This window comes from bacterium, from assembly GCA_016703265.1.
GTDB lineage: Bacteria > Krumholzibacteriota > Krumholzibacteriia > LZORAL124-64-63 > LZORAL124-64-63 > CAINDZ01.
The window spans coordinates 294,214-314,588 of sequence record JADJCK010000005.1 but is presented as its reverse complement, the minus strand read 5'-3'; the positions used below and the strand labels follow the sequence as shown (position 1 = coordinate 314,588).

Here is a 20,375-nt window from a genome sequence, read left to right as displayed (position 1 = left end):
TCAGTGGACCAGCCGGTGGAACCAGCTGCCGCGGGGCGCTTCCTGCATCGTGATGATGGGCACGCTGCCCAGCAGGCGGTCTCCCAGCTTGACCAGGGCGCGACCCACTTCGGCGCCGGCAGCCAGCGGCGCCGTTGCCTGCTTGGTGATCTCACGCTCGATCACCAGGTCGGCCCGGCGACCGCGGGGCACGCTCACGGTGAGCGCCTCGCCATATGTGACCTGCACCTCGCGCACCTTGCCGTCCTTGACCGCCAGCATCTGCGGCAGCGCGTCGCCGGGGCCGTCGATGATCTTCACCGGCTCGAACATGTTGAAGGCCATGGTCAGCAGGCGGGTGGTTTCCGAGGCGCGGGCGTTGTTGGTCGAGCAGCCCATGACGACCGACAGCAGGCGCTGCCCGTTCTGTTCGGCGGTGGCGGTCACGCAGAAGCCGGCGGGCTTGGTGTAGCCGGTCTTCAGGCCGTCGAGTCCGCGGAACTTGCCGATCAGGCGGTTCGGGTTGTGCAGCGTGAACTGGCCGCCGCGGAACGGCGCCTCGGCCATCGAACCCCACTCTGTCGACTCGGGATGCTTGAGCAGCTCGCGAGCCAACAAGGTCATGTCGTATGCGGTGGAGATGTCCGACCGCTGGCCGCGCGCCGGCGGCAGGCCGTGCACCGAGTGGAACTCGGTGTTGTTCATGTTGAGGTCACGCGCCTTGGCGTTCATCAACTCGACGAAGGCCGCCGTGCTGCCGGCCACGTGCTCGGCCAGTGCGGTGGCGGCATCGTTGGCCGAGTGGATGGCCAGGGCCATCAACAGGTCGCGGACGGTGAACTGCTCGCCGTCCTTCAGGTACACCTGCGAGCCGCCCACCTTGGCGGCGTTGCCCGACACGGTCACGATGTCATCGAGGGTCAGGACGCCGGCCTCGATGCGCTCGAGCACCACCAGCTCGGTCATCATCTTGAGCATCGAGGCCGGCGGACGGCGCTCGTGCTCGCGGTAGGCTTCCAGGATCATCCCCGTGTTCACGTCGAGGACGATGGCAGAGGCGAAATCGCCCGTGACCCGGGCCGGGGCCAGGCTCTCGGCGGCGGACACCGTGGCGGCGCCCATGATCAGAGTAGCGGTCAGCAGGAGGCCCAGCAGGGCCCATCGGCGGGAAATACGAAGCAGCTCCGTCTTCATCGGGCACCGATCCTCGGGTGTTGAGCGGGTCCAGGTCGACGGCTCCTCCGAACGACCTGCGGGCGCCGATCGCGGCGCCTGGCGGCGCTGGTACAATACCGCCGGTCAGGCGCGATTTCAACCGGCCTTCGCGAACTGCCGGCAAATGTGCCCGGCGCGACCTCGTTAACGGCGTCGCCAGGCCCAGATGCTGCCCGAATCGGACTCCGGCTCGAACGGACGCCCGTTGAAATCGGCGTGGTGCAGCACCGGCGTCCAGCGATCGGCCGGATGCAGGGCCCGGTAGCTGACGCTCGTCAGGGGGTACAGGATCTCGCGACCGCGGAAGATGATGCGGTCCGGATCGGTCAGCGCCGTGACGAACTCCATTCGCCCCGGCGTGATGTTCTCGTACGCGCGGTGGAAGGCAAGGCCGTTCCCGGGAACCCTGATGATGGGGAACACGTGCGACTTGCGCTCCAGGACAGGGTCGAAATTCACCGTCTGGAAGACCCAGGCACCGCCCGGCCGCAGCAGGCGATGCACGGCCGCCAGGAAGCCGGGCAGCGAGGCCAGGGGCAGGTGGGGCAGCACGTTGCCCAGGCAGATGACGGCGGCGAACCCGCCGGTGGGCAGCAGGCCCACCTCCTGCATTCCGAGGATGCGGAATTCAGCCTCCGGATAGCGGCTCTCGGCCTGGGCGATCATTCCCGGGTCCAGGTCGATGCCCAGGCAGGTGCGGCCGGGCTTCGTCAGGTGGCCGCAGCAGGCACCGGTGCCGCAACCGACGTCCAGGACCTTGCCCTCGGCGGGCAGTTCGCGTTCGAGGAACTTCAGCACGTCCCCGCGCAGCGGGAACACCTCGTCATAGTGCCCTGCAAAATCGGTGTAGAAGGCCATGGGCGAGCGGCTTCCTTTCCGTGGTCGACGTTGCGAACCGGCCCGGCCGGCCCGCGCGCCGTGCGGGTGTGCTTCAGGTCCTGTCGGGTGAGGCCTCCGCGGGATCGGGCGGCAGGTCCATGGGGCGGCCCGACTCGGCCCACGGGCGCAGGCCACCGGCCAGGTGATGCACGCCGCTCCAGCCGCAGGGCCCCGGGCGGGGGGCCCCCGGCCGGCGGTCGCCCGGCCGCCGGCCCGCCCGGGGGGGGGGGGGCGGCGCGGCGGCCGCCAGCCCGTGCAGGTCGTGCCGCCGCGCGAAAGGGCCCGGCTGCCGGGTGTGCCGGATCTCCCTTCGTCTGCGGGTGCGAGACCCCCCAGCACGAACGGGGCTGGTTGCGGGGGTCGGCGATGCGATCGAACGCCCTCAGCCACGCGTCCAGGTCAGCACTGCGCCAGGTCATGAACGGTCAGGTGGAAGCAACCCCCTGCCCAAGGCTGGGTCAGCAGCCGGCTGCCGGAATGATGCCGGTCATCTCCCGCAGTGATCGTCCTCGGCAAGAGGGCGTCCTGCGGACCCCGCTGTCGATGACGGGGGCCAGCGTCTGACCAGGCCGGAGCGCGCAGCAGGCTCGTCGGCGTCCCACGTCGACGACGGTCGGGCATGGCGCCGGGGCCTCATTGAACAGGAGGTACGCAGCAAGTCCGTCAGCCCTCCTGTCTGCGCGCCGCGCCGATGCCTCAGTCGGCCAGGTAGTAGACGACGGTCGAGACGACGCGGACCTTCTTGATGTGCGTGTTGTTCTGGTCGCGATCCTCGACCGTAAACTGGCCCTGCTGCGCCGACTTGATGCGCCCGAGCCGGCTTTCGCTGTCCTGCGCGAACTTGACCGCCACCTCGCGCGCGTTGCGCGTCGCTTCCTCGATCATGGCCGGCTTCAGGTCATTGAGCTTGGTGAACAGGAACTGCGTCTGGCTCTGGTAGGCGTCGCCGCCGAGCACGACGCCGTCGCGACCGAGCTCGCCGAGCCGCTTCTGCGTGGCACGGACCAGCTCGATCCGGGGCGTGTACACGGTGACCGTCCGCGTCGCCGAATAGCGCAGAGGGACGTTGTCGCCGCCCCACTGCTGCGCCAGCTTGTCGGTCACGGACGGCGGCGAGATGGTGATCTCGTCGTCGGTGAAGCCCGCCGCCCGCAGGAAACCGGTGATGATGCCGGCATTCTTGTCCACCGTGGCATAGAGCGCCGAGGCGTCGTTCGAGGCCGCCGTGAACTGCAGCGGCCACAGGGCGATGTCCGCCGGCACATCGCGCTCGGCCAGTCCCTTCACCGTCACCGTGCGGTCAAGCTTGCGAACCTGCAACGCGCCCCGTCCGAGCAGCAGTCCCAGGACCGCCAGGCCCAGGAAGATGCCGATCCCGATCACATAGGCGCCGCGTCCGTTCGTCTGGCTCATGTCATACCGCCTGTCTGTCCGGTTTTCCTACTGCTTCTCCAGCTGCCTGACCGAGTCGATGACGGTGCCATCGACCCACTTGATGGCCGCGACGACCTTTTCGGTCAGGCGCGGCTTGGCCGCCGGCCCGCCGCACAGGTCCTCGACCTCGGCCTTGATCTCGGCCAGGGGGCGAATCGGCAGGGAGCTTCCGCTCAGCGCCTCGAGGAGGTCGCGCCGCAGCGGGTTGATGGCGATGCCGCGCTCCGTCACGATAACGTCGATCAGTTCGCCCGGCCCGCAGAGGGTGGTCACCTGGTCGACAATGACCGGGATGCGGTCGCGGAAACTGGGAATGGGCAGGATCGTGCACTTGCTGAACAGGCAGTTCTGCCAACCGCCGATGCCGTGCAGCAGGCGGCCATCGCTGTGAGTGACCACGTTGCCGTTGAAGCCCAGGTCGACCTCCGGTGGCGCCCAGCACCACGCAGTCCAGCATCGAGGCGAAGTTGCCCTTGCCGTGCCAGTTGTAGCTCGTGAAGGGCGACGTGTTGACGTGACCGGGGTTCTCGCGCATGGAGCGCACGCCGGCCAGGTCGAAGGTCTGGCCGTCGAGGATGTAGTCGGTCAGGCCCTCTTCCAGCATGTCGACCAGGTACTGGTTCGAGCCGCCGCGCACGAAGCGCGCCTTGATCTTCCGTTCCCGCATGATGTCGCGCAGGAAGAGCCCGAACGAGAGCGCGGTGCCGCCGGCACCGGCCTGGAAGCTGAAGCCGTCGCGGATGATGCCGGCCTCGTCACAGAAACGCGCGGTCAACTCGGCGATGAGCAGTCTATCGGGCGACTTCGTCACCTGCGTGGAGCCCGAGACGATCTTCGCCGGGTCGCCGATCGAGTCGATAACCACGACCTGGTCCACGTTGTTGCCCTGGATCTGCCAGGGAATGCAGGGAAACGGCACCAGATTGTCGGTCACGACGATGACATGGTCGGCATACTGGCTGTCCGCCAGCGCGAACCCGAGCAGCCCGCAGGCGGCCGGCCCACGATCGCCCGTTGCATTGCCGAAGGGGTCGGCCGTGGGGGCGGCAATGACCGCGATGTCGATGTGGACCTCGCCGTCCTGCACGGCCTGCCAGCGTCCGCCGTGGCTGCGCAGCACTGCCGTGCCGCGCATGCGTCCCTCGGTGCAGTAGTCGCCCAGCGGGCCGTTGAGCGAACCCTCGATGTGGTGGATCACGCCGTTTTCCATATGCGCGATCATGCCGTCGTGGCAGGGGAAGCTGGCGCTGGGGAACCAGCGCAGGTCCTTCACGCCCAGCTCTGCCGCCGCCGCGAACACCAGGTTGGCCACGCGGTCGCCGTTGCGCAGGTGGTGGTGCGTGGAAATGGTCATGCCGTCCTTCAGGCCGGCATTGACCAGCGCTTCCCTGATCGACTCGATCGTCTTGTCGCCGTCGGAGGGGTAGTCGCTGCAACTGCGCACCAGCGGGCCCGCCCTGCGGCCGGTCGGGTGGTGACGGCCGACTCCGGCATAGGGCACGGCCGGCTGCCCGTTGATCTCGACCGGCACCAGGCGACCGGCGGCATTCTTTACCAGGCGGCTCATTCGCCACCTCCCGTTTCGCTGCGGACACGCCCGGCGGCCGGCGCGGGCAGCGACTCGCGCCACTCCGCATCCAGGCGCCTCATGCGCACCGCCAGTTCGACCGTGGCCAGGGCGCGCTTGACCACCGGCGCATCGATCATCTTGGTGCCGAGGCTCACGACACCCAGTCCGCGCGCCTGCGCGTCCTCGTAGGCGCGCACGATACGTACGGCCTTGTCGATCTCGTCGGCGGTCGGCGCAAACGCCTCGTGCACGACGCCGATCTGCCGCGGATGAATACAGCCCTTGCCGACAAAACCCAGCGACTTGGCCTCGAGCACCGAGGCGCGCAGGCCGGCCTCGTCGCCGACGTCGCTGAACACCGTATCGATGGGCTGCACGCCGGCCGCGCGGGCGCCGTTGAGCACCTGCGCGCGGGCCCAGAACGACTCGGTGCCCGCGGATGTACGCTGGGCGCCGATGTCGGCCGTATAGTCCTCCAGCCCTATCGCGAGACCGACCACGTCGGGACTCGCCTTGGCGATCTCGTAGGCGCGCCAGGCGCCGAGCGCCGACTCGATGATGGGCATCAGGTGGATGGTGCTCGCGGCGTCCGGCCCGGTCCGCAGGGCGGCAATGCGCCCGGCGACGGCGACCACCTCTGCCGGGTCCTCCACCTTCGGGATCAGCACCAGTTGCACGCCGTGCGGCACGATCCACTCCAGGTCGGCCAGTCCCTGCGCGCCCTGGTTGATGCGCACCATGCGCTCGGCGCCCAGGAAATCGAGCGTGCGCAGCGCGTTGCGCACCAGCGCGCGGGCGGCGTCCTTTTCGGCCGGCGCGACCGAGTCCTCGAGGTCGAGGATCACGCCGTCGGCCCCGTGCAGGGCTGCGTTGGGGAAGAACTTGGGTTCGTTGCCGGGCAGGTAGAGGCGGCTGCGGCGCAGCCGGCCGCGTTCGCCGGCGGCGGCCAGGCCGGCTCGCGCCGCGGGCAACCAGGGCGCGGCGGGCACGTGCCCGGCCCTGCGCACGGCGGTTTCCAGCCGGGCGGCCAGCACGTACGGGCAGGGCCCCCGCGTCGACCACTGTCAGCGCCGCGTGGGTCACGCCCAGCGCGCTGCAACCGGCTTGCAGCTGGGTGCTGATCGAATCGCCGTAGTAGGCGGCAACCTTGCTCTGCAGGGAGATGGTGATGCCGCCGGCGTCCTTAAGTTCGACGCCGATCCAGCAGTCCGAACGCGTGCCGGCGTCGCGTTTGCCGGCCTCGCCGAACCTCGACATGGGTGTGCCTCCGCCTGGTCGCCACACACGGACAACAGTCGCCGCGCACCGCGCGGAACGGGTTGGGGGATCAGCGGCTATGATCGCGCACGCGCGCGGACGAGGCAACCGGGGATCGCCCCCCAGGATCCGAATGTGTCCGTTTGCCAACAGGTTGCCGCCCCGTGCAACGTCGGGGGATAAACCGGGGCGTGTTTCGCGGGAGACGAAATCAACATTTCGCTAACATTTATATAAAACCGACACCCGCAAGCAGTTAGTGGATCGACGAAGTCTGAATACCGGACTGCAGGCACTTGGGGATAACTTGGGGACAGGCCGAGCGGGGAAGCGCGGCGGCGGCCCTGCAGGGCAGGGCCGCCGTCTGCCGGCGCCGGGTTGCCGCGTGGTCGCGCCTAGGCCCCGGCCAACTCGGTCATCGTCGCGGCGAACAGCTTCCAGATCTTCGCCACGGAAGATACCTGGACCTTCTCGTCGGGCGAATGGGCGCCCCGGATGTTCGGGCCGAACGAGACGATATCCAGGTCGGGGTACTTCTCGGTCAGCAGGCCGCACTCGAGCCCGGCATGGATCGCCAGCAGTTCGGGTTCGCTCCCGAAGGCCTCCTGGTAGCGCTGGCGGGTGACCGCCAGCAGCGGCGAGGCCAGGTTCGGCTTCCAGCCCGGGTAGCCCTGGGGCTGCTCCACCTCGGCGCCGGCCAGCAGGCCCAGCGCGCGGTGCTGCTCGACCAGGTCGTGCAGGGACGACATGACCGACGAACGACTGCAGCAGACGATCTCCACGCGCAGGCCGTCTGTCTTGACCACGCCCAGGTTCGTGCTCGTCTCGACCAGCCCGGGAATGTCCAGGCTCATCGCCCCGACGCCGTTGGGAATCGCCGACAGCAGGTTCAGGGTCGTGGCGCTGCACTCGCGCGAGAAGCAGCGCGGCGCCTGGGCCGTCGCCACCTTCCAGGCGAAGTTGTCGTCGACGCCGGCCAGCTCCTCGGCGGCGATGCGCCCGAAGAAGGCATCGAGCAGCTGCTTGAAGCGGCGCGCCTCGGCCTTGGGCACGGTCACCTTCGCTTCGCATTCGCGCGGGATGGCGTTGCGCATGCTGCCGCCGTTGATCTCGACCAGCCGCACGTCCATCTGCGCGGCGGCTGCCTGCAGTGCCCGCGCCAGGATCTTGATGGCGTTCCCGCGATGTTCGTGGATGTTCAGGCCCGAATGACCGCCGCGCAGGCCCAGGACCGTCACCTTGCGGCCCACGGAATCCTTCGGCGCCTTGGCGGCCCGGTTCTTCAGTTCGTAGCGCGTATCGCGGCCGCCGGCGCAGCCGATGAAGATGGCGGTGTCATCCTCGGAGTCGAGGTTGATCATCTTCTTCGCGGTGAAGAAGCCCGGCTTCACGCCCGCGGCGCCGGTCAGCCCCCGCTCCTCGTCCACCGTCAGCAGCACCTCGACCGGGCCGTGGACGACCGTGCGGTCGTCGGCCAGCGCCAGGCCCATCGCCACGCCGATGCCGTTGTCGGCGCCCAGCGTGGTGCCGGTGGCCTTCACCCAGTCGCCGTCGACGACGAGTTTCAGCGGATCGCGCGTGAAATCGTGCGCGGTGGCGGCGTTCTTCTCGCACACCATGTCGACGTGGCCCTGGATCAGCACCGTCGGCGCGTTCTCCCGGCCCGGCGAGGCCGGGATGCAGATCAGCAGGTTGCCCACCTCGTCCTGCTTCCAGGGAAGGCCGCGACGGTCGGCCCAGCCCTTGAACATGCCCAGCACGGCGGCCTCGTTGCCCGAACCGCGCGGGATCGCGCTCATCTTCTCGAAGATCCTCCACACGGCAGACGGCTGCAGGGATTCCAGCGTCGACATGGTTTCTCCTTGGGTCGGGTCGTGTCGGCGGGCAATGGCCGACGGCTATCGGCGGCGGGCCGCGCAGGCCCGTCAGTCGGTGTATTCGAGGATCAGGCCCCAATATCCGGCGCAAAGCAGGTTCCCGCACGGGTCCAGGGCAATGGCGTCGAGTTGGTCGCGGCGGCCGGTGGGCAGTTCGGACCAGCCTTCGCCCTCGTACTCGAGCACGAGGCCGTTGCTGCCCGCGGCGTAGACCTTGCCGCGGCTGTCGCCGGTCAGCCCGAACAACGGGAACGACGCGCCGCTGCCGCGCGATTCCCAGATGGTCTGTCCGGACCCGTCGCCGGTGCCGTGCAACGAGAGGCCGGCGTCGCCGACGATCACCGTTTCGGTGCCCGGACGGCACCAGACCGCTTCCAGCGGCCCAAAGACGCCACTTTCGAGCGGCGTCCAGACGATGCCGTCGAAGTGGACGATGGTCCCGCCCAGGCCGACCGCGTAGACATCCTGCACCCCGCGCCCGTGGACGGCGAGCAGCGGGTAAGTGGTGCCGCTCTCCATCTCTTCCCAGACGTAACCATCGAAGTGGAAGATCGCGCCGTTCTGGCCCACGGCGAAGATGCTCCCGTTGTCGATGCCCCAGATGGCCTCGAGGTTCACGCCCGAGACGAGTTCCCAGACCGTCCACGGCCTGCCGGTCTGGTACCGCATGATGACGCCGTGGTTGCCGACGATGAAGAAATCATCCGGTCCCATGCCCCACACACCCGACCAGTCGATGCCCGGGTACTGCGGCGAGATATCCAGCCAGCCGCCTTCGCCGCCCAGCAGCACGGTACCCGACTTGCCCACGGCGACGGCGGTCTCGCAATCGGCGGCCCAGATGCCGGTCAGCCAGTGCGTGCGCCCTTCGTTCAACGTCTCCCAGGCGGGGTCGGTCAGGCGCATGACCAGCCCGTTGTAGCCGACCAGCAGCATGGAACTGTCACCGTCGCCCCAGAGCCCGTAGAGGTAGCGGCCACCGGCCACGGTGCGGCTGCGCCAGGTGCCGTCCTCGCGCGTCAGGAAGACGCCGTTGGCGCCGACGGCCACCGGATCCTTGCCGGGCAGGCCGCGCACGTCCCAGAGCCGGTCGAAGACGCCGCCGCTGTCCTCGACCTGCCAGGACTCGCCGTCGTAGTGCACGATGGCCCCGAGGGCGCCGACGGCATAGACGTCGCTGCCGTTCGTGCCCCAGACCGCGTCGAGGGCCTGGCTTGTCGGGCTGTCCATGGGCGTCCAGGCGGCGCCGTCGAAGTGCATGATGATGCCGTCGCGGCCCACCGCGAAGATGTCGTCGGCCGCTGCGCCCCAGACCGCATACAACGTGCCGTCGGTGCCGCTGTCCTGGGCCGTCCACGACGTGCCGTCGAAGCGGCTCAGCGCGCCGTCCTGGCCCACCGCGTAGATGTTGTCCCAGGCCGTGCCCCACAGGCCGTACAGGTCGCGGGTCGTGCCGGCGTACATCGAGACCCAGTTCTCGCCGTCGTAGCGCAGGCACAGGCCGCTCTCGCCCACGACGAACACACGGTTGGCCGCCGTACCCCACACCGAGCGCAGGTTCTGGAAATACTCGAAGTGCCAGGTGGTCCAGGCGCCATCGCGGTAACGACTCACGGCGCCGCGTTCACTGGTCACGAAGAAGTGCGTGGCCGACAGGCCCCAGACCGCGCGGTTGGTGTACTGCGGCTCGAGCGTGGTGACCCACTGCCGGCCGGACTTCGGCGATACGGGATCATCGCCACAGCCCGTCGCGAGCAGCAGGCACAGGCAGGCCATGGCCAGCGGTGCCGCGCGATGCAGCGCGCGGCGAGGCCCGCGCAGGCGCGCCGGCGACGGACATCTCCGAGGCGATGTCCGAGGCGATGTCCGAGGCAATGTCCGCTCCGCGAACGCCATGTTTCCACCCACAGGGTGAACGTGACCGACCGGCCCCGGGGGCCGGCGTGGGAAGCACCATATTAGCACACTGCGGCCGGTCCGGCAGGGCCAAAACCCCGCCTGCGCCCGCGTTTCAGCGCACCGCCAGCAGCGGCGACGCCCCGGCAGCCCAGTTGCCCCGCTCGGGCCGTCCCTGGCCCGCCGGCAGGGCCAGCCAGCTGTACTTGCCGTAGTGGGAAACGCGGTCGGCCAGGCCCGGCAGGCGGGCGGGCGAGCCGCACAGGACGACCAGCGCCGTGGCGCCCGGACGGCGCGGATCGGCCGCGGCGAAGACCAGGTCGGTGCTGTCCAGGCTGTAGCGCTTGCCCTCGAGGAAGAACGTGCGCCCGGAGACCGTCAGGCCGGGGGCCGCGAACCTCGCCAGCAGGGCCGGGCCGGGATTGAGAACCACGGCGGTGCGCCCTTCCTCGGCCGGCAGCTCTTCGCCCGGCAGGCCGTCGACGACAACGGCGCTGTCGCTCTCGGTGAAGGCGCGCGCGAAGGCCCGCGCGGCGTCCGCCAGCGGGCCGGCCGGCTGGTCGACGACGAAGACGTGGCGGTCGCTGCCGAAGACCTGGCTGATGGTCGGCTCGATCTCGGCCGGGTCCAGTCGCCGGAAGAGATGGCAGTCGGGATCGACAGCCAGGCGGGTGGCGCCGGCCACCGGCAGCGTGAACGAGCCCTCGGCCCCCCGCAGTTCGACCACGTGCTCGGTCTCGGCGCCGCCGGCGGCCGTCACGCGCACCGGCACCGACAGGTCATAGCTCGGCGCCGCCTGCCGCAAACGGAACGTGACCTTCGTCGCCTCGAACTTGACGTCGGCCAGCGCCAGTGACGGCGCCCCCACCCGCGTCAGCCACTGTTCGGCGAAGCCCGTGTCGAGCCCGAACGCAGTCAGGAAATCGCTCCACCCGGCAGCGCGGAACCGGTGCGTCGAGGCCACTTCCCGCAGGGCCGCCAGGAAGCGTTCGCGACCGACCTGCCGGTCGGCCATGTGGAAAACCATCGTGCTCTTGCCGTAGCCGACGGCACGCGTGGCGCCGCTGTGCCGGCTGCGGAACGCGCTCAGCGGGAAGTCCTTGGTCGGGTCGGTCACGTAGGCCGCGTAGTCCTTGAGCAGGTTGCGGCGGTATTCACGGGCCGCCGCCGGGCCTTCCAGTTCCTTGTAGTGGTAGTCGGCACACCAGGTCGTCAGGCCTTCGCACCAGTTGCCTTCGTCCAGGTCGACGAAGATGGAATTGCCCCACCAGTTGTGGGCGATCTCGTGCCCGAAGCTCGTGTACGGGATGAACGGCAGGCGCAACACCTGGCCGCCCAGCAGCGTGTACGAAGGCATGCCGTAGCCGGTCGGAAACCAGTTCTCGACGGTGGCGAACTTCGCATAGGGATACGGCCCGATCATCTCCTCGTACATGGCGATGTAGGCGCGCGTGCGCTCGAGGTAGGTGGCGCGCAGCTCGGGCTCATCCGACAGCAGGTAGGTGCACGACTCCAGCCCTTCGCGGATGGTCTCGCAGGTGACGACGAAGCGGTTGGCCACCAGGTCGAGGCTGTCACTGGGGTCGTCGGAACGCCAGCGGGTGTGCAGCCGGCCGTTCGCTTCCCGGTGCTCCACCAGCTTGCCCTGCGTCACCGTCTCGTAGCCGGCGGGCGTGTCCAGGCTGAGGTCGTAGGTCCCCAGGGCGCCTTCGGCAGTCGGCAGCCAGCCCGACATCGAGGACATGTAGATACCCTCGGCCGAGATGGTCGCCGAGATTTCCCCGCCCACGTTCTCGCGCGAGAATTCCACCTCGTCGACCGGCGCGTTGAACGTGCCCCGGGCCGACAGCACCAGTTCGCCGCCCTGCGCCAGGCCCGCCGCCGCGAGGTCGAGGCGCTGCCAGGGCCCGCCGTCCGCCTCGGTCGCCTCCACACGCGTGATCGCGGCGGCTGCGCCCGACTGCAGCGCGCCCTGCCCGGCGACGATCTCGTAGGCCAGGCCGTCACCCAGCCGCAGGCACTCGAGGCCGGCGGGCACCGTGACACGATCCCGCAGGGAGATGGTGTGAACCTCGATATTGAAGATTGCCTCGACCGCATGCGCGAGCACCGGCGCCGGCTCCGCCGTCGCGGCGCGCCCGCCGCTCACCGGCATGAGTCCCGCCACCAGGACTGCCGCCGACACTGTCAATACGCTCTTGCGCAGGTGCATCGCCTTCGCCTTTCGCGGCGGCTGCGGGGCCGCCGTCACCGTTCGTCAGTCGACGACCACTTCGACCCAGGGGCGTCCGGCCAGGTACTTGACGGCCGCCGCCTGCAGGTCGGTCAACGCCGGAGGCTCGCCGCCGGCCAGGCCGCGGGCGTAGGCCGCGAGGTCACCGTCCAGTTCGGCCATCGCCAGGTAGTAGGCCTGCCCCAGCGAGGACAGCCGCCGCATCATCAGGCGCCCGCGCCGCGCCGCGTGTGTGCGCGTCACTTCCTCGGCCGTGATCGTCGCCGGGTCGAAGCCCTCGATGAACTCGCGCAGGGCCACCCGTCCTTCCTCGCCGCGGTTGCTCGGCGGGTTCAGCCACGCCGTCATGGTCGCCTGTCCGGCCTCCAGCTCCACCGAAGCGCCGACGCTGTAGCTGAGGCCGCGGGTCTCGCGCAGTTCCATCGCCAGTCGATCACTGAGAATCGACACGAGCAGGCCCAGGGCGCGTTCATCGCCCGGAGCCACATCGAAAACCGAGCCCAGGCGGATGGCCGTCAGCTGCCCGCCCACCGTCGCCTTCGCGGCGCCGGCCGCTGCGGTGACCGGCAGCGGCGGCAGGGCCGCGGTCGGAACGCCGCGTCCGGGCAGGAGCGCGGCCACGTCGGCACACCACTGCGCGTGCGACTGGGGCCCCACGCAGGCGATGATCAGGTTGCGTGGCGCGAACGCCTCGCCGAACACCGCGCGCACCTGGCGATAGGTCAGGCCGCCGATCGACTGCGCGTCGCCTTCCGGGGGCATCGTCAGGGCGTGGTCGCCGAACAGTTCCCGGTCCAGGAGTGCGTCGGCCACGACCCGGGCACTGCCCTGCTGGCGGCCCAGGTCGGCCACGCGCTGGCCGCGCAGGCGCGTGAAACCGGCCTCGTCGAAAGCGGCTCCGCGGAGCGCCTCGGCGAGCAAGGCCAGCACCTCGCGGCCGTTCCCGGCCGCGCATTCGACGCGGATGAAGCTGTACCGCCCGCTGGTGTAGTAGTCGTCCATCGGGATGCCGGGGTCGTCAACCTTCTTCACGAGCGCACCCAACTCACGCAGGCGCGCCGCCAGGCACTCGCCGTTGCAGCCGGCGAAACCCTCGTCGAGAAGCCGGTGCGCCAGGTCCACGGCGCCGGCTGCGGCCAGTTCGCGGTCCAGCCGCGAGCGGGCGCGCACCGTCAGGTGGATCGCCGTGAGCGGGCTGGCCGGATTGGTCTGGCTGACCACGACGGCGCCGGTCGGCAGGACCGTACGCTCGACCTCGGGCGCCGCGGGCGCTGCCGGGACGGCCGGCGCTGCGGGCTCCTTCGGCGCTTCCGGGGCTGCTGCCGGCATCCGCCCCGGCATGCCCGCCGGTGCACCACCGGGCATTCCCGCGGGCGGCCCCTGCGTTGCAGGAGCCGCCGGCGCCGCCGGCTCGATGAGGACCGCCAGGCACGGCGCTCCCGCGAGCCAGCGGTCGAGCACGCGCGACACGTCGTCGGCGGTGACCGCGTTCAGGCGGTCGAGGTAACCCACGAACGCGTCGGGGCCACCCTGCACCAGCGCGTCGGCGATGTAGATGCCGGTCATGCGCAGTTGTTCGCGGTTGAGCAGGGTCTGTGTGGCGTTGAGCCGGGCGATGCCGCGGATCGCCGTTTCGTCGATGCCTCCGTCGGCGGCATCGGCCACCGCGCGCTGCACCAGCGGCAGCAGCGTCTCGGCATCGGTGCCCTCCTGGAGCTCGAAGCGCAACACCAGACGGCCGTAGCCCGGCGCCGCCTCCCACCAGCTCGAGACCTCGGGACGCTGCGCCTCGTCGACGGCGCCCAGGGCGCGCGTGATGATGCCGCTGCCCTCGAGCGTGAGCAACTCGTTCAGCACGAGGAACGCCGTGTGGTCGTCCTGCCCCCAGGTGGGCGCCGTGAAGACCAGCGCCAGCGCCCGCGAATCGCCGCCGCGCCGCGTGACGCCGCGCGTCGTCTCGATGGGCCGGGCCGGCCGCTGGTCCGGTCGGGTGAGGGTACCGGGCGGCACGCCGCCGTAGTACTTCTCCAGCCATTCCAGCACCTGCGCCCGGTCGAAGTTGCCGGCCACGGTCAGGATCATGTTGTTGGGCACGTACCAGCGGCGATAGAACTCATAGACGTCGTCACGATTCATGTGCTCGATGGTGGCCATCGTGCCGACGGTGGGCAGTTCCAGGTCCGATCCCGCGAAAATGACCTCGCGCAGGGTGTTCTCGGCGAACTCGCCCGGACGGTCGCGCCCCTGCACGATCTCACCCACGACGATGCCCTGCTCCTTGGCGAACTTCTCGGCCGGCACCAGGGAGTAGAAGAGCATCTGCGACTGCAGGTCCATCCCCTTCTCCAGGTGCTCGGCGGGAACCACCATCATGTAGTTGGTGTAGAAATCGGTCGTGTTCGCGTTGTTGTAGGCGCCCACTGCATCCGCCGCCTGGTACAACTCCTCCTGCGTGTACTCCTGCGTACCGTTGAACAGCAGGTGCTCGAGCATGTGGCTCATGCCGCTGGTGCGGAAGTCCTCGCGCGCCGAGCCCACGAGCACCTGTGTGTAGATGCCCACCATGGGCTGACCCGGATTGCGCAGCAACACCACGGGCAGCCCGTTCTCCAGGCGCAGGATCTCGGTGTTGGCCGGCAGTTCAGGCAGCAGCGGGGCAGGCTGCGGCTGCGCGCGACGAGGGGCCGCCTGGGCAGGAGCGGTCACAAGGGCGAGGACGCACGAAGCAACCAGTGCTGCGGCCAGGCCCGACGGTACAATGCGGTCACGCACGGCGTTCTCCTTGGCTTGCGAAAGTAGGCACGGTGGTGGCCGGTCTCAGCCGATGGCCGCTTCGGCGCCTTCGACGATCCCGACGAAGTCATCGACCTTCAGGCTGGCGCCGCCGATCAGGCCGCCGTCGACATCCGTCTGGCCGAACAGCTCGCAGGCATTGCTCGCCTTGCAGCTGCCGCCGTAGAGGATCCGCATGTGCGAAGCGGGGCCGGCGCCGAGCAGGCGGGCCACGATCTCGCGCGACCAGGCGTGCATCTCCTGGGCCTGGACCGCCGTGGCCGTCTCGCCCGTGCCAATGGCCCACACCGGTTCGTACGCCAGCACCGTGTTGTACGGGTCGGCGAATTCCAGGCGCGGGAGCACGCCCTCGAGCTGCTTCTGGACGACCTCGCGCTCGCGTCCAGCCTTGCGTTCGCCCAGCAGTTCGCCGTAGCAGAAGATGGCCTTCAGGCCGGCGGCGTGCAGCAGGTTGATCTTGCGCACGAAGAGGTCGTCGTCCTCGCGCTGGTACTGGCGGCGCTCGCTGTGGGCGATGATGACGTACTGGACGCCCGCCTCCTTCAGCATCGAGGGCGCCACTTCGCCGGTGAAGGCGCCGCCGTCCTGGTCGCCGCAGTTCTGCGCGCCCAGCAGCAGCGGGTTCCCGTCGGCGGGGCCTGCAACCGCAGGAATAGTCACGTACGGCGGGCACACCAGGACGTCGCCGCGCAGGTTACGCCCACGCAGACGTTCCGCCACGCCGGCAGCCAGTTCACGACCGGCGGCCGGCCCGAGGTTCATCTTCCAGTTGCCGGCGACAAGATAGCGACGCATGCGAAGGCTCCTTCCGCGCGCCGCCGGGGGCACGCCGTGTGACGGCAAACGGCGGCCGCAGCGCCCGGCGGGAACGGGCCCGCCGCCCATGAAGACCAGGGTCTGGTCAGCGAACGGACCCGACCCTCGGGGTCGGGAACCGTACCGGATCATTCACGACCCGACGGCGCGGGGCCGGCTGTCGAGGTCGAGTTCGTCGCGCAGCGCGGCGAAGCGCGCCAGCGCCGCCACCACCATCTCGCGCTTGCGGCGCTCGGGCAGGAACGCGCTCTTGAAGCCGTTGATGAGGAGATTCTCCGTCTCCAGCAGGGTCAGGTCGAACGTGTCCACGGCCAGGCGCAGCTCACCCACCGGCGAAGTGCGCGCGAACAGCGTGTTGTCGGTGTTCAGGCACACCCGCAGGCCCTTCTGCAGGTAGTGCCGGAAGGGGTGGTGCGAGAGGTCGTCCACCACGCAGCTCTGCAGGTTGCTGGACAGGCAGACTTCCAGGGGCACGCGGTTGTTGGCCACATAGGCCAACAGGTCGGGATCCTCCTCCAGGCGCGTGCCGTGGCCGATGCGGTTGGCTCCGCAGCGGTGCAGGGCCTGGTGGATGGAAGCGGCGCCGAAACCCTCGCCCGCATGGATGGTCACGTTCTGGTTGTTGTTCATCACGTGGTAGAACGACTCGGCGTGGCGCTTGGGCGGGTTATCCGACTCGTCGCCGGCCAGGTCGAAGGCGACCACGCCGCGGCCCTTCCAGTCGACGGCCAGCTTCGCCATCTCCAGCGAGTGCGCCGGATCGATCTGTCGCAAGCCCGTCACGATGATGTTGGCGGTGATCCCCGTGCGCTCCTGCGCCTCGTCCAGGCCCCGCCGCACCGCGGCCACCGCCTGGTCCCCGCTCAGGCCCTCCCGCTGGTGCATCAACGGGCAGAAGCGCACCTCCAGGCACCAGACCGATTCGGCCGCGAAATCCTCGGCCAGCTCCCGGGCGACGCGGGTCAGCCCGGCCTCGTCCTGGAGGACGGCCGCGGTGTGGTCGAAATGCTTGAGGAACTCGTGGGTCACGGCCTGCCGGTCGGGCGGGAAATAGAGGGCGCGGACGGCTTCCGGATCTTCCGGCATGTCCATCCCGCGAGCACGCCCCAGCTCCATGAACGTGGCCAGCCGCAACGAGCCGTCCAGGTGGCAGTGCAGGTCGGTCTTCGGCAGCAACCGCAGCACGTCGTCGCCGATGGCGCTCCCGCGCAGCAGGTCACTCGGTCGGTAGTCGCCCAGTTTCAACGCGGCCTCCGGGGCGGCGGTCAAATGACCGCCCGCTCGTGCTTCTCGTGGTGGAATTCGCGGATGATGCCCAGCAGTTCGGCCTGGGCCGCGGTGTCGTCGCGCAGGTTGATGGCCTCGGTGTCCAATGTGCGCACGGGACACAGGGCAGGCGCACGCTCGATCCAGTCGAGGTAGGCCGCATCCAGGTCACACAGGAAATCGAGCGGGATCTCCGACTCGCAGCTGCGGGCCCTCTGGCGGATGCGATCGAGCGCCGTCTCGGGACGGCACTTCAGGTACAGGATCAGGTCGGGCGGCTGCAGGAATGCGGTCATGTTGCGGAAGATCTCGCGGTAGTTCTCGTAGTCGCGGTCATCCATGCAGCCGCGCCGGTGCAGGGTGGGCGCGAAGATCTCGACGTCCTCGTAGATCGTGCGGTCCTGCACGGCCGAGCCGGGCTGCATCAGGATCTGCCGCTGCACCTCGAACCGCTTGCTCAGGAAGTAGACCTGCAGGTGGAAGCTCCACCGCTGCATGTCGCGGTAGTAGTCGTCCAGGTACGGGTTGTTGATCACCGGCTCGAAGAACATGCGCCAGCCGAAGACTTCGCCGAGCATGGTCGTGATCATGCTCTTGCCGACGCCGATGTTGCCGGCGATCGACAGGTAGAACGGCGTGGCCGGCTGTTCCTTCTTGGGGAACTGGCGCTTGAGGGACCTTAGATCCACGGTCGGCCTTCCGGAAGGCGGGCGGCAACGGTAAGCAGGCGACCCGGGAACACGTCCGTCCCGGGTCGCCGCCTTGTTTCCGGAATATTACCGCTTCAACCGGCCTGCTGCCAGCGGCAAACCGGGCCGCCGGGGCCGGTTCCACCGGTCAGCGGCCGACCATCCGCGTCAGCTGCTCGGAGACTTCGCCCAGGCCCGTGCCGAGGCGGTTCAGGTTCTCGCTGGCGGTCTCGCTGTTGCCGGCGATCTGGGCGTTCCGCTGGCTGACCTGGTCGATCTGCCCCACCGCGACCCGGATCTGGCCGATACCGTCGGCCTGTTCCTCGCTGGCGGTCACCACGCGGGCCATCAACTCGACGGTCTGGTCGACGTTGCGGGTGATCTCCTCGAGGATGTCGCCGACCTGCTTCGAGGCCTCGACGCCGTGGTCGGCGCTGTGCCGGGACGCCTCGATCAGGGCCGTCGTCTCCTGAGCGGCACGGGCGCTGCGCTGGGCCAGGTTGCGGACTTCCTCGGCCACCACGGCGAAGCCACGGCCGGCGTCGCCGGCGCGCGCGGCTTCCACCGCAGCGTTGAGGGCCAGCAGGTTGGTCTGGAACGCGATCTCGTCGATCGTCTTGAGGATCTGGGCCGTGCGATCACTCGAGGACTTGATCTCGGCGATGGCGCCCAGCATGCCCGACATGGCCTCGCTGCTGCGACGGGCGTGCTCCAGCGCTTCGCGCGCCACGCCCTGCGCCTTCTCGGCGCTGCCGGCGTTGGCGCGGGTCTGCGCCGCCATCGTCTCGAGCGAAGCCGAGGTCTGCTGCAGGCTCGCGGCCTGGTTGTTGGCTCCGTCGACCATCTGGCCGCTGGTGGCACTGAGCTCGTTCGCGGCGCCGGTCAGGTTCGACACATCGTCCAGCAACCGGCCGGCCACCGAGCGCACGGGCGCGATCACCAGGCGGTTGATCAGGACGGCCAGCGCGCCGGCCACGACCAACAGCGCAATGAGCGCCGAGGCGAAGGTCGCGAAGCTGGCCCGGTTGCGGGCGGCATCGGATTCCTTCGTGTCGAGCGTGACACTGGCCAGGCCGAGCACGTCACCCTCCACATTGGCTTCGTGGCAACCCAGGCAGCTGGCTACTGCCTTGACCGGAGTCACCGTGCGCCAGGTGTGGGCCTTGGCGTCGATAACCACGTGCTCCTGCCCGTCCTTCAGCACCTGCCGGTCGATGTCGTCGAGGGGATCGGCGCCGGCGCGGACGCCGAACTCGGCCGCCACCTTGGGCGCGCGCACGGCGTGCACTTCGGCCAGCGCCGGCATCGCCGAGACGTTCTTCAGGTACATCTGCAGGCCGTTCATGTCCCCGGTCTCGCCGAAGACCGACATGGCGGCGGTGATACTTGCAGCCGTCAACTCGGTCGCGGCCGCAGCCTGCCGGGATGCCATGCGATTGACCGAGACGGCATTGTAGGCGGCCGACAAGCCCAGAACGACCACCAGGCAGGCGACCACCGAGGCGATGACTTTCTCCCTGAGTGCCATAGTATTGAAATGCCTCCCCCAGGCGGGCCACCGCTTCTCCTCCCGAATGGGGATGGCGGACGTACCCGTTCGAGGATGGTCATCGGCTTGTATGCGTGATACTTAAATGAAAACGAATGCACCGGTAATGAATACTGATGCCGGGATACGGAATCGACCTACGGCCGGACCGGGGGCGGCTCGCGGTGGATGTAGATGTAGTGCTCGTTGGAAATGAAGCGCCGCACGTGCCCCGTGCCCGGCGTGACGACGAAAACGTAGGCGGCGTGGTTCACGTCGTCGATACCGGTGCCGACCCGGACGTCGACCAGCGCCAGCGATGACGGTGCCGGACAGGTCGCAGCCGTCCCGAACTGGAGGAAGTACTGGCCACCCGGAGCGAAGATCTGGACGCGGTTGTTGCCCTGGTCCGCCACGAAGATGCGGCCGCTGCCGTCGACAGCCACGGCGACCGGCGTGTCGAATTCGCCCGCCTCGGCGCTCGGAGCGCCGACCCAGCCCGACTGGCCGCAGACGGCGGCGTCGCCGAGGACGAAATCGGTCGCCGCCGACGGCTCACAGGTCACCTCGAACTCCACGGCCCGTCCACGCAGCGGGTCGTCGTCACCCACGGCCGGCGTGGTGTCGTCGAGGTCGGGCGTGCCGTCGAAGCGGATGACCCAGTTCCGCAGTGTGTCCGCATCGCAGACCAGCAGGAAGCCTTCGGCGTCGGTGGCCATGCCGGCCGCCACATGGACCGAGCGGGCCCCATCGCCCTCCGAGCGCGTGAGGATGCCGAACGCGGACGGCCCGTTGAAGTCGTCGAATGCGTAACGGTGCACGACGCCCGACTCGGGATCCGTCAGGTAGAGGAACGTCCGGGCGCCAGGCACCATCTCGATGCCGGCCGGGTCGGCGAACAGTTGCCGCGCGTCCAGCACTTCCGGAAGCGGTGCGCTCCCCA

At 69.3% G+C, this 20,375-nt stretch carries 12 protein-coding genes and 2 pseudogenes; all 14 read right to left on the bottom strand.

Features of this window, described 5'->3' with window-relative positions; all coding sequences use genetic code 11:
* The gene (locus IPG61_10970) at positions 1–1,173 is read right to left on the bottom strand and encodes a D-alanyl-D-alanine carboxypeptidase (protein ID MBK6734592.1); all 1,173 of its coding nucleotides are present in this window, start codon (positions 1,171–1,173) and stop codon (positions 1–3) included.
* A 165-nt stretch (positions 1,174–1,338) separates the two neighbouring features.
* Positions 1,339–2,052, bottom strand: coding sequence for a class I SAM-dependent methyltransferase (locus IPG61_10965; protein ID MBK6734591.1), 714 nt, complete (start codon positions 2,050–2,052; stop codon positions 1,339–1,341).
* 717 nt (positions 2,053–2,769) lie between these two features.
* Entirely contained in the window at positions 2,770–3,486 is a 717-nt protein-coding gene (locus tag IPG61_10960; GenBank protein ID MBK6734590.1) for an SIMPL domain-containing protein, read from the bottom strand.
* Between the two features lie 27 nt (positions 3,487–3,513).
* Positions 3,514–5,074, bottom strand: a pseudogene (locus IPG61_10955) (citrate lyase subunit alpha).
* A pseudogene (locus IPG61_10950) lies at positions 5,071–6,334 on the bottom strand (HpcH/HpaI aldolase/citrate lyase family protein). The pseudogenes IPG61_10955 and IPG61_10950 overlap by 4 nt, the downstream one beginning before the upstream one ends.
* 395 nt (positions 6,335–6,729) lie before the next feature.
* Entirely contained in the window at positions 6,730–8,187 is a 1,458-nt protein-coding gene (locus tag IPG61_10945) for an aminoacyl-histidine dipeptidase (GenBank protein MBK6734589.1), read from the bottom strand.
* 72 nt (positions 8,188–8,259) lie between these two features.
* Complete coding sequence (locus IPG61_10940; GenBank protein MBK6734588.1) at positions 8,260–9,987, bottom strand: hypothetical protein; 1,728 nt, start codon at positions 9,985–9,987, stop codon at positions 8,260–8,262.
* Between the two features lie 235 nt (positions 9,988–10,222).
* The gene (locus tag IPG61_10935; protein ID MBK6734587.1) at positions 10,223–12,319 is read right to left on the bottom strand and encodes a hypothetical protein; all 2,097 of its coding nucleotides are present in this window, start codon (positions 12,317–12,319) and stop codon (positions 10,223–10,225) included.
* Positions 12,320–12,364: 45 nt separating this feature from the next.
* The gene (locus tag IPG61_10930; protein MBK6734586.1) at positions 12,365–15,112 is read right to left on the bottom strand and encodes an insulinase family protein; all 2,748 of its coding nucleotides are present in this window, start codon (positions 15,110–15,112) and stop codon (positions 12,365–12,367) included.
* Positions 15,113–15,157: 45 nt separating this feature from the next.
* The gene (locus IPG61_10925) at positions 15,158–15,928 is read right to left on the bottom strand and encodes a triose-phosphate isomerase (GenBank protein MBK6734585.1); all 771 of its coding nucleotides are present in this window, start codon (positions 15,926–15,928) and stop codon (positions 15,158–15,160) included.
* Positions 15,929–16,081: 153 nt separating this feature from the next.
* Positions 16,082–17,194, bottom strand: coding sequence for an adenosine deaminase (add, locus tag IPG61_10920; GenBank protein ID MBK6734584.1), 1,113 nt, complete (start codon positions 17,192–17,194; stop codon positions 16,082–16,084).
* Between the two features lie 20 nt (positions 17,195–17,214).
* Positions 17,215–17,904, bottom strand: coding sequence for a deoxynucleoside kinase (locus tag IPG61_10915; protein ID MBK6734583.1), 690 nt, complete (start codon positions 17,902–17,904; stop codon positions 17,215–17,217).
* A 148-nt stretch (positions 17,905–18,052) separates the two neighbouring features.
* Complete coding sequence (locus IPG61_10910; protein ID MBK6734582.1) at positions 18,053–19,432, bottom strand: hypothetical protein; 1,380 nt, start codon at positions 19,430–19,432, stop codon at positions 18,053–18,055.
* Between the two features lie 158 nt (positions 19,433–19,590).
* On the bottom strand, positions 19,591–20,307 hold the full coding sequence (locus IPG61_10905) for a hypothetical protein (protein MBK6734581.1): 717 nt from the start codon (positions 20,305–20,307) through the stop codon (positions 19,591–19,593).
* Positions 20,308–20,375 lie beyond the last annotated feature (68 nt).

Excerpts from the sequence above, each read along its gene's own strand:
- IPG61_10970 (MBK6734592.1), bottom strand. The coding sequence starts at position 1,173 with ATGAAGACGGAGCTGCTTCGTATTTCCCGCCGATGGGCCCTGCTGGGC.
- IPG61_10965 (MBK6734591.1), bottom strand. The coding sequence starts at position 2,052 with ATGGCCTTCTACACCGATTTTGCAGGGCACTATGACGAGGTGTTCCCG.
- IPG61_10960 (MBK6734590.1), bottom strand. The coding sequence starts at position 3,486 with ATGAGCCAGACGAACGGACGCGGCGCCTATGTGATCGGGATCGGCATC.
- IPG61_10945 (MBK6734589.1), bottom strand. The coding sequence starts at position 8,187 with ATGTCGACGCTGGAATCCCTGCAGCCGTCTGCCGTGTGGAGGATCTTC.
- IPG61_10940 (MBK6734588.1), bottom strand. The coding sequence starts at position 9,987 with ATGGCCTGCCTGTGCCTGCTGCTCGCGACGGGCTGTGGCGATGATCCC.
- IPG61_10935 (MBK6734587.1), bottom strand. The coding sequence starts at position 12,319 with ATGCACCTGCGCAAGAGCGTATTGACAGTGTCGGCGGCAGTCCTGGTG.
- IPG61_10925 (MBK6734585.1), bottom strand. The coding sequence starts at position 15,928 with ATGCGTCGCTATCTTGTCGCCGGCAACTGGAAGATGAACCTCGGGCCG.
- IPG61_10910 (MBK6734582.1), bottom strand. The coding sequence starts at position 19,432 with ATGGCACTCAGGGAGAAAGTCATCGCCTCGGTGGTCGCCTGCCTGGTG.
- IPG61_10905 (MBK6734581.1), bottom strand. The coding sequence starts at position 20,307 with ATGGTGCCTGGCGCCCGGACGTTCCTCTACCTGACGGATCCCGAGTCG.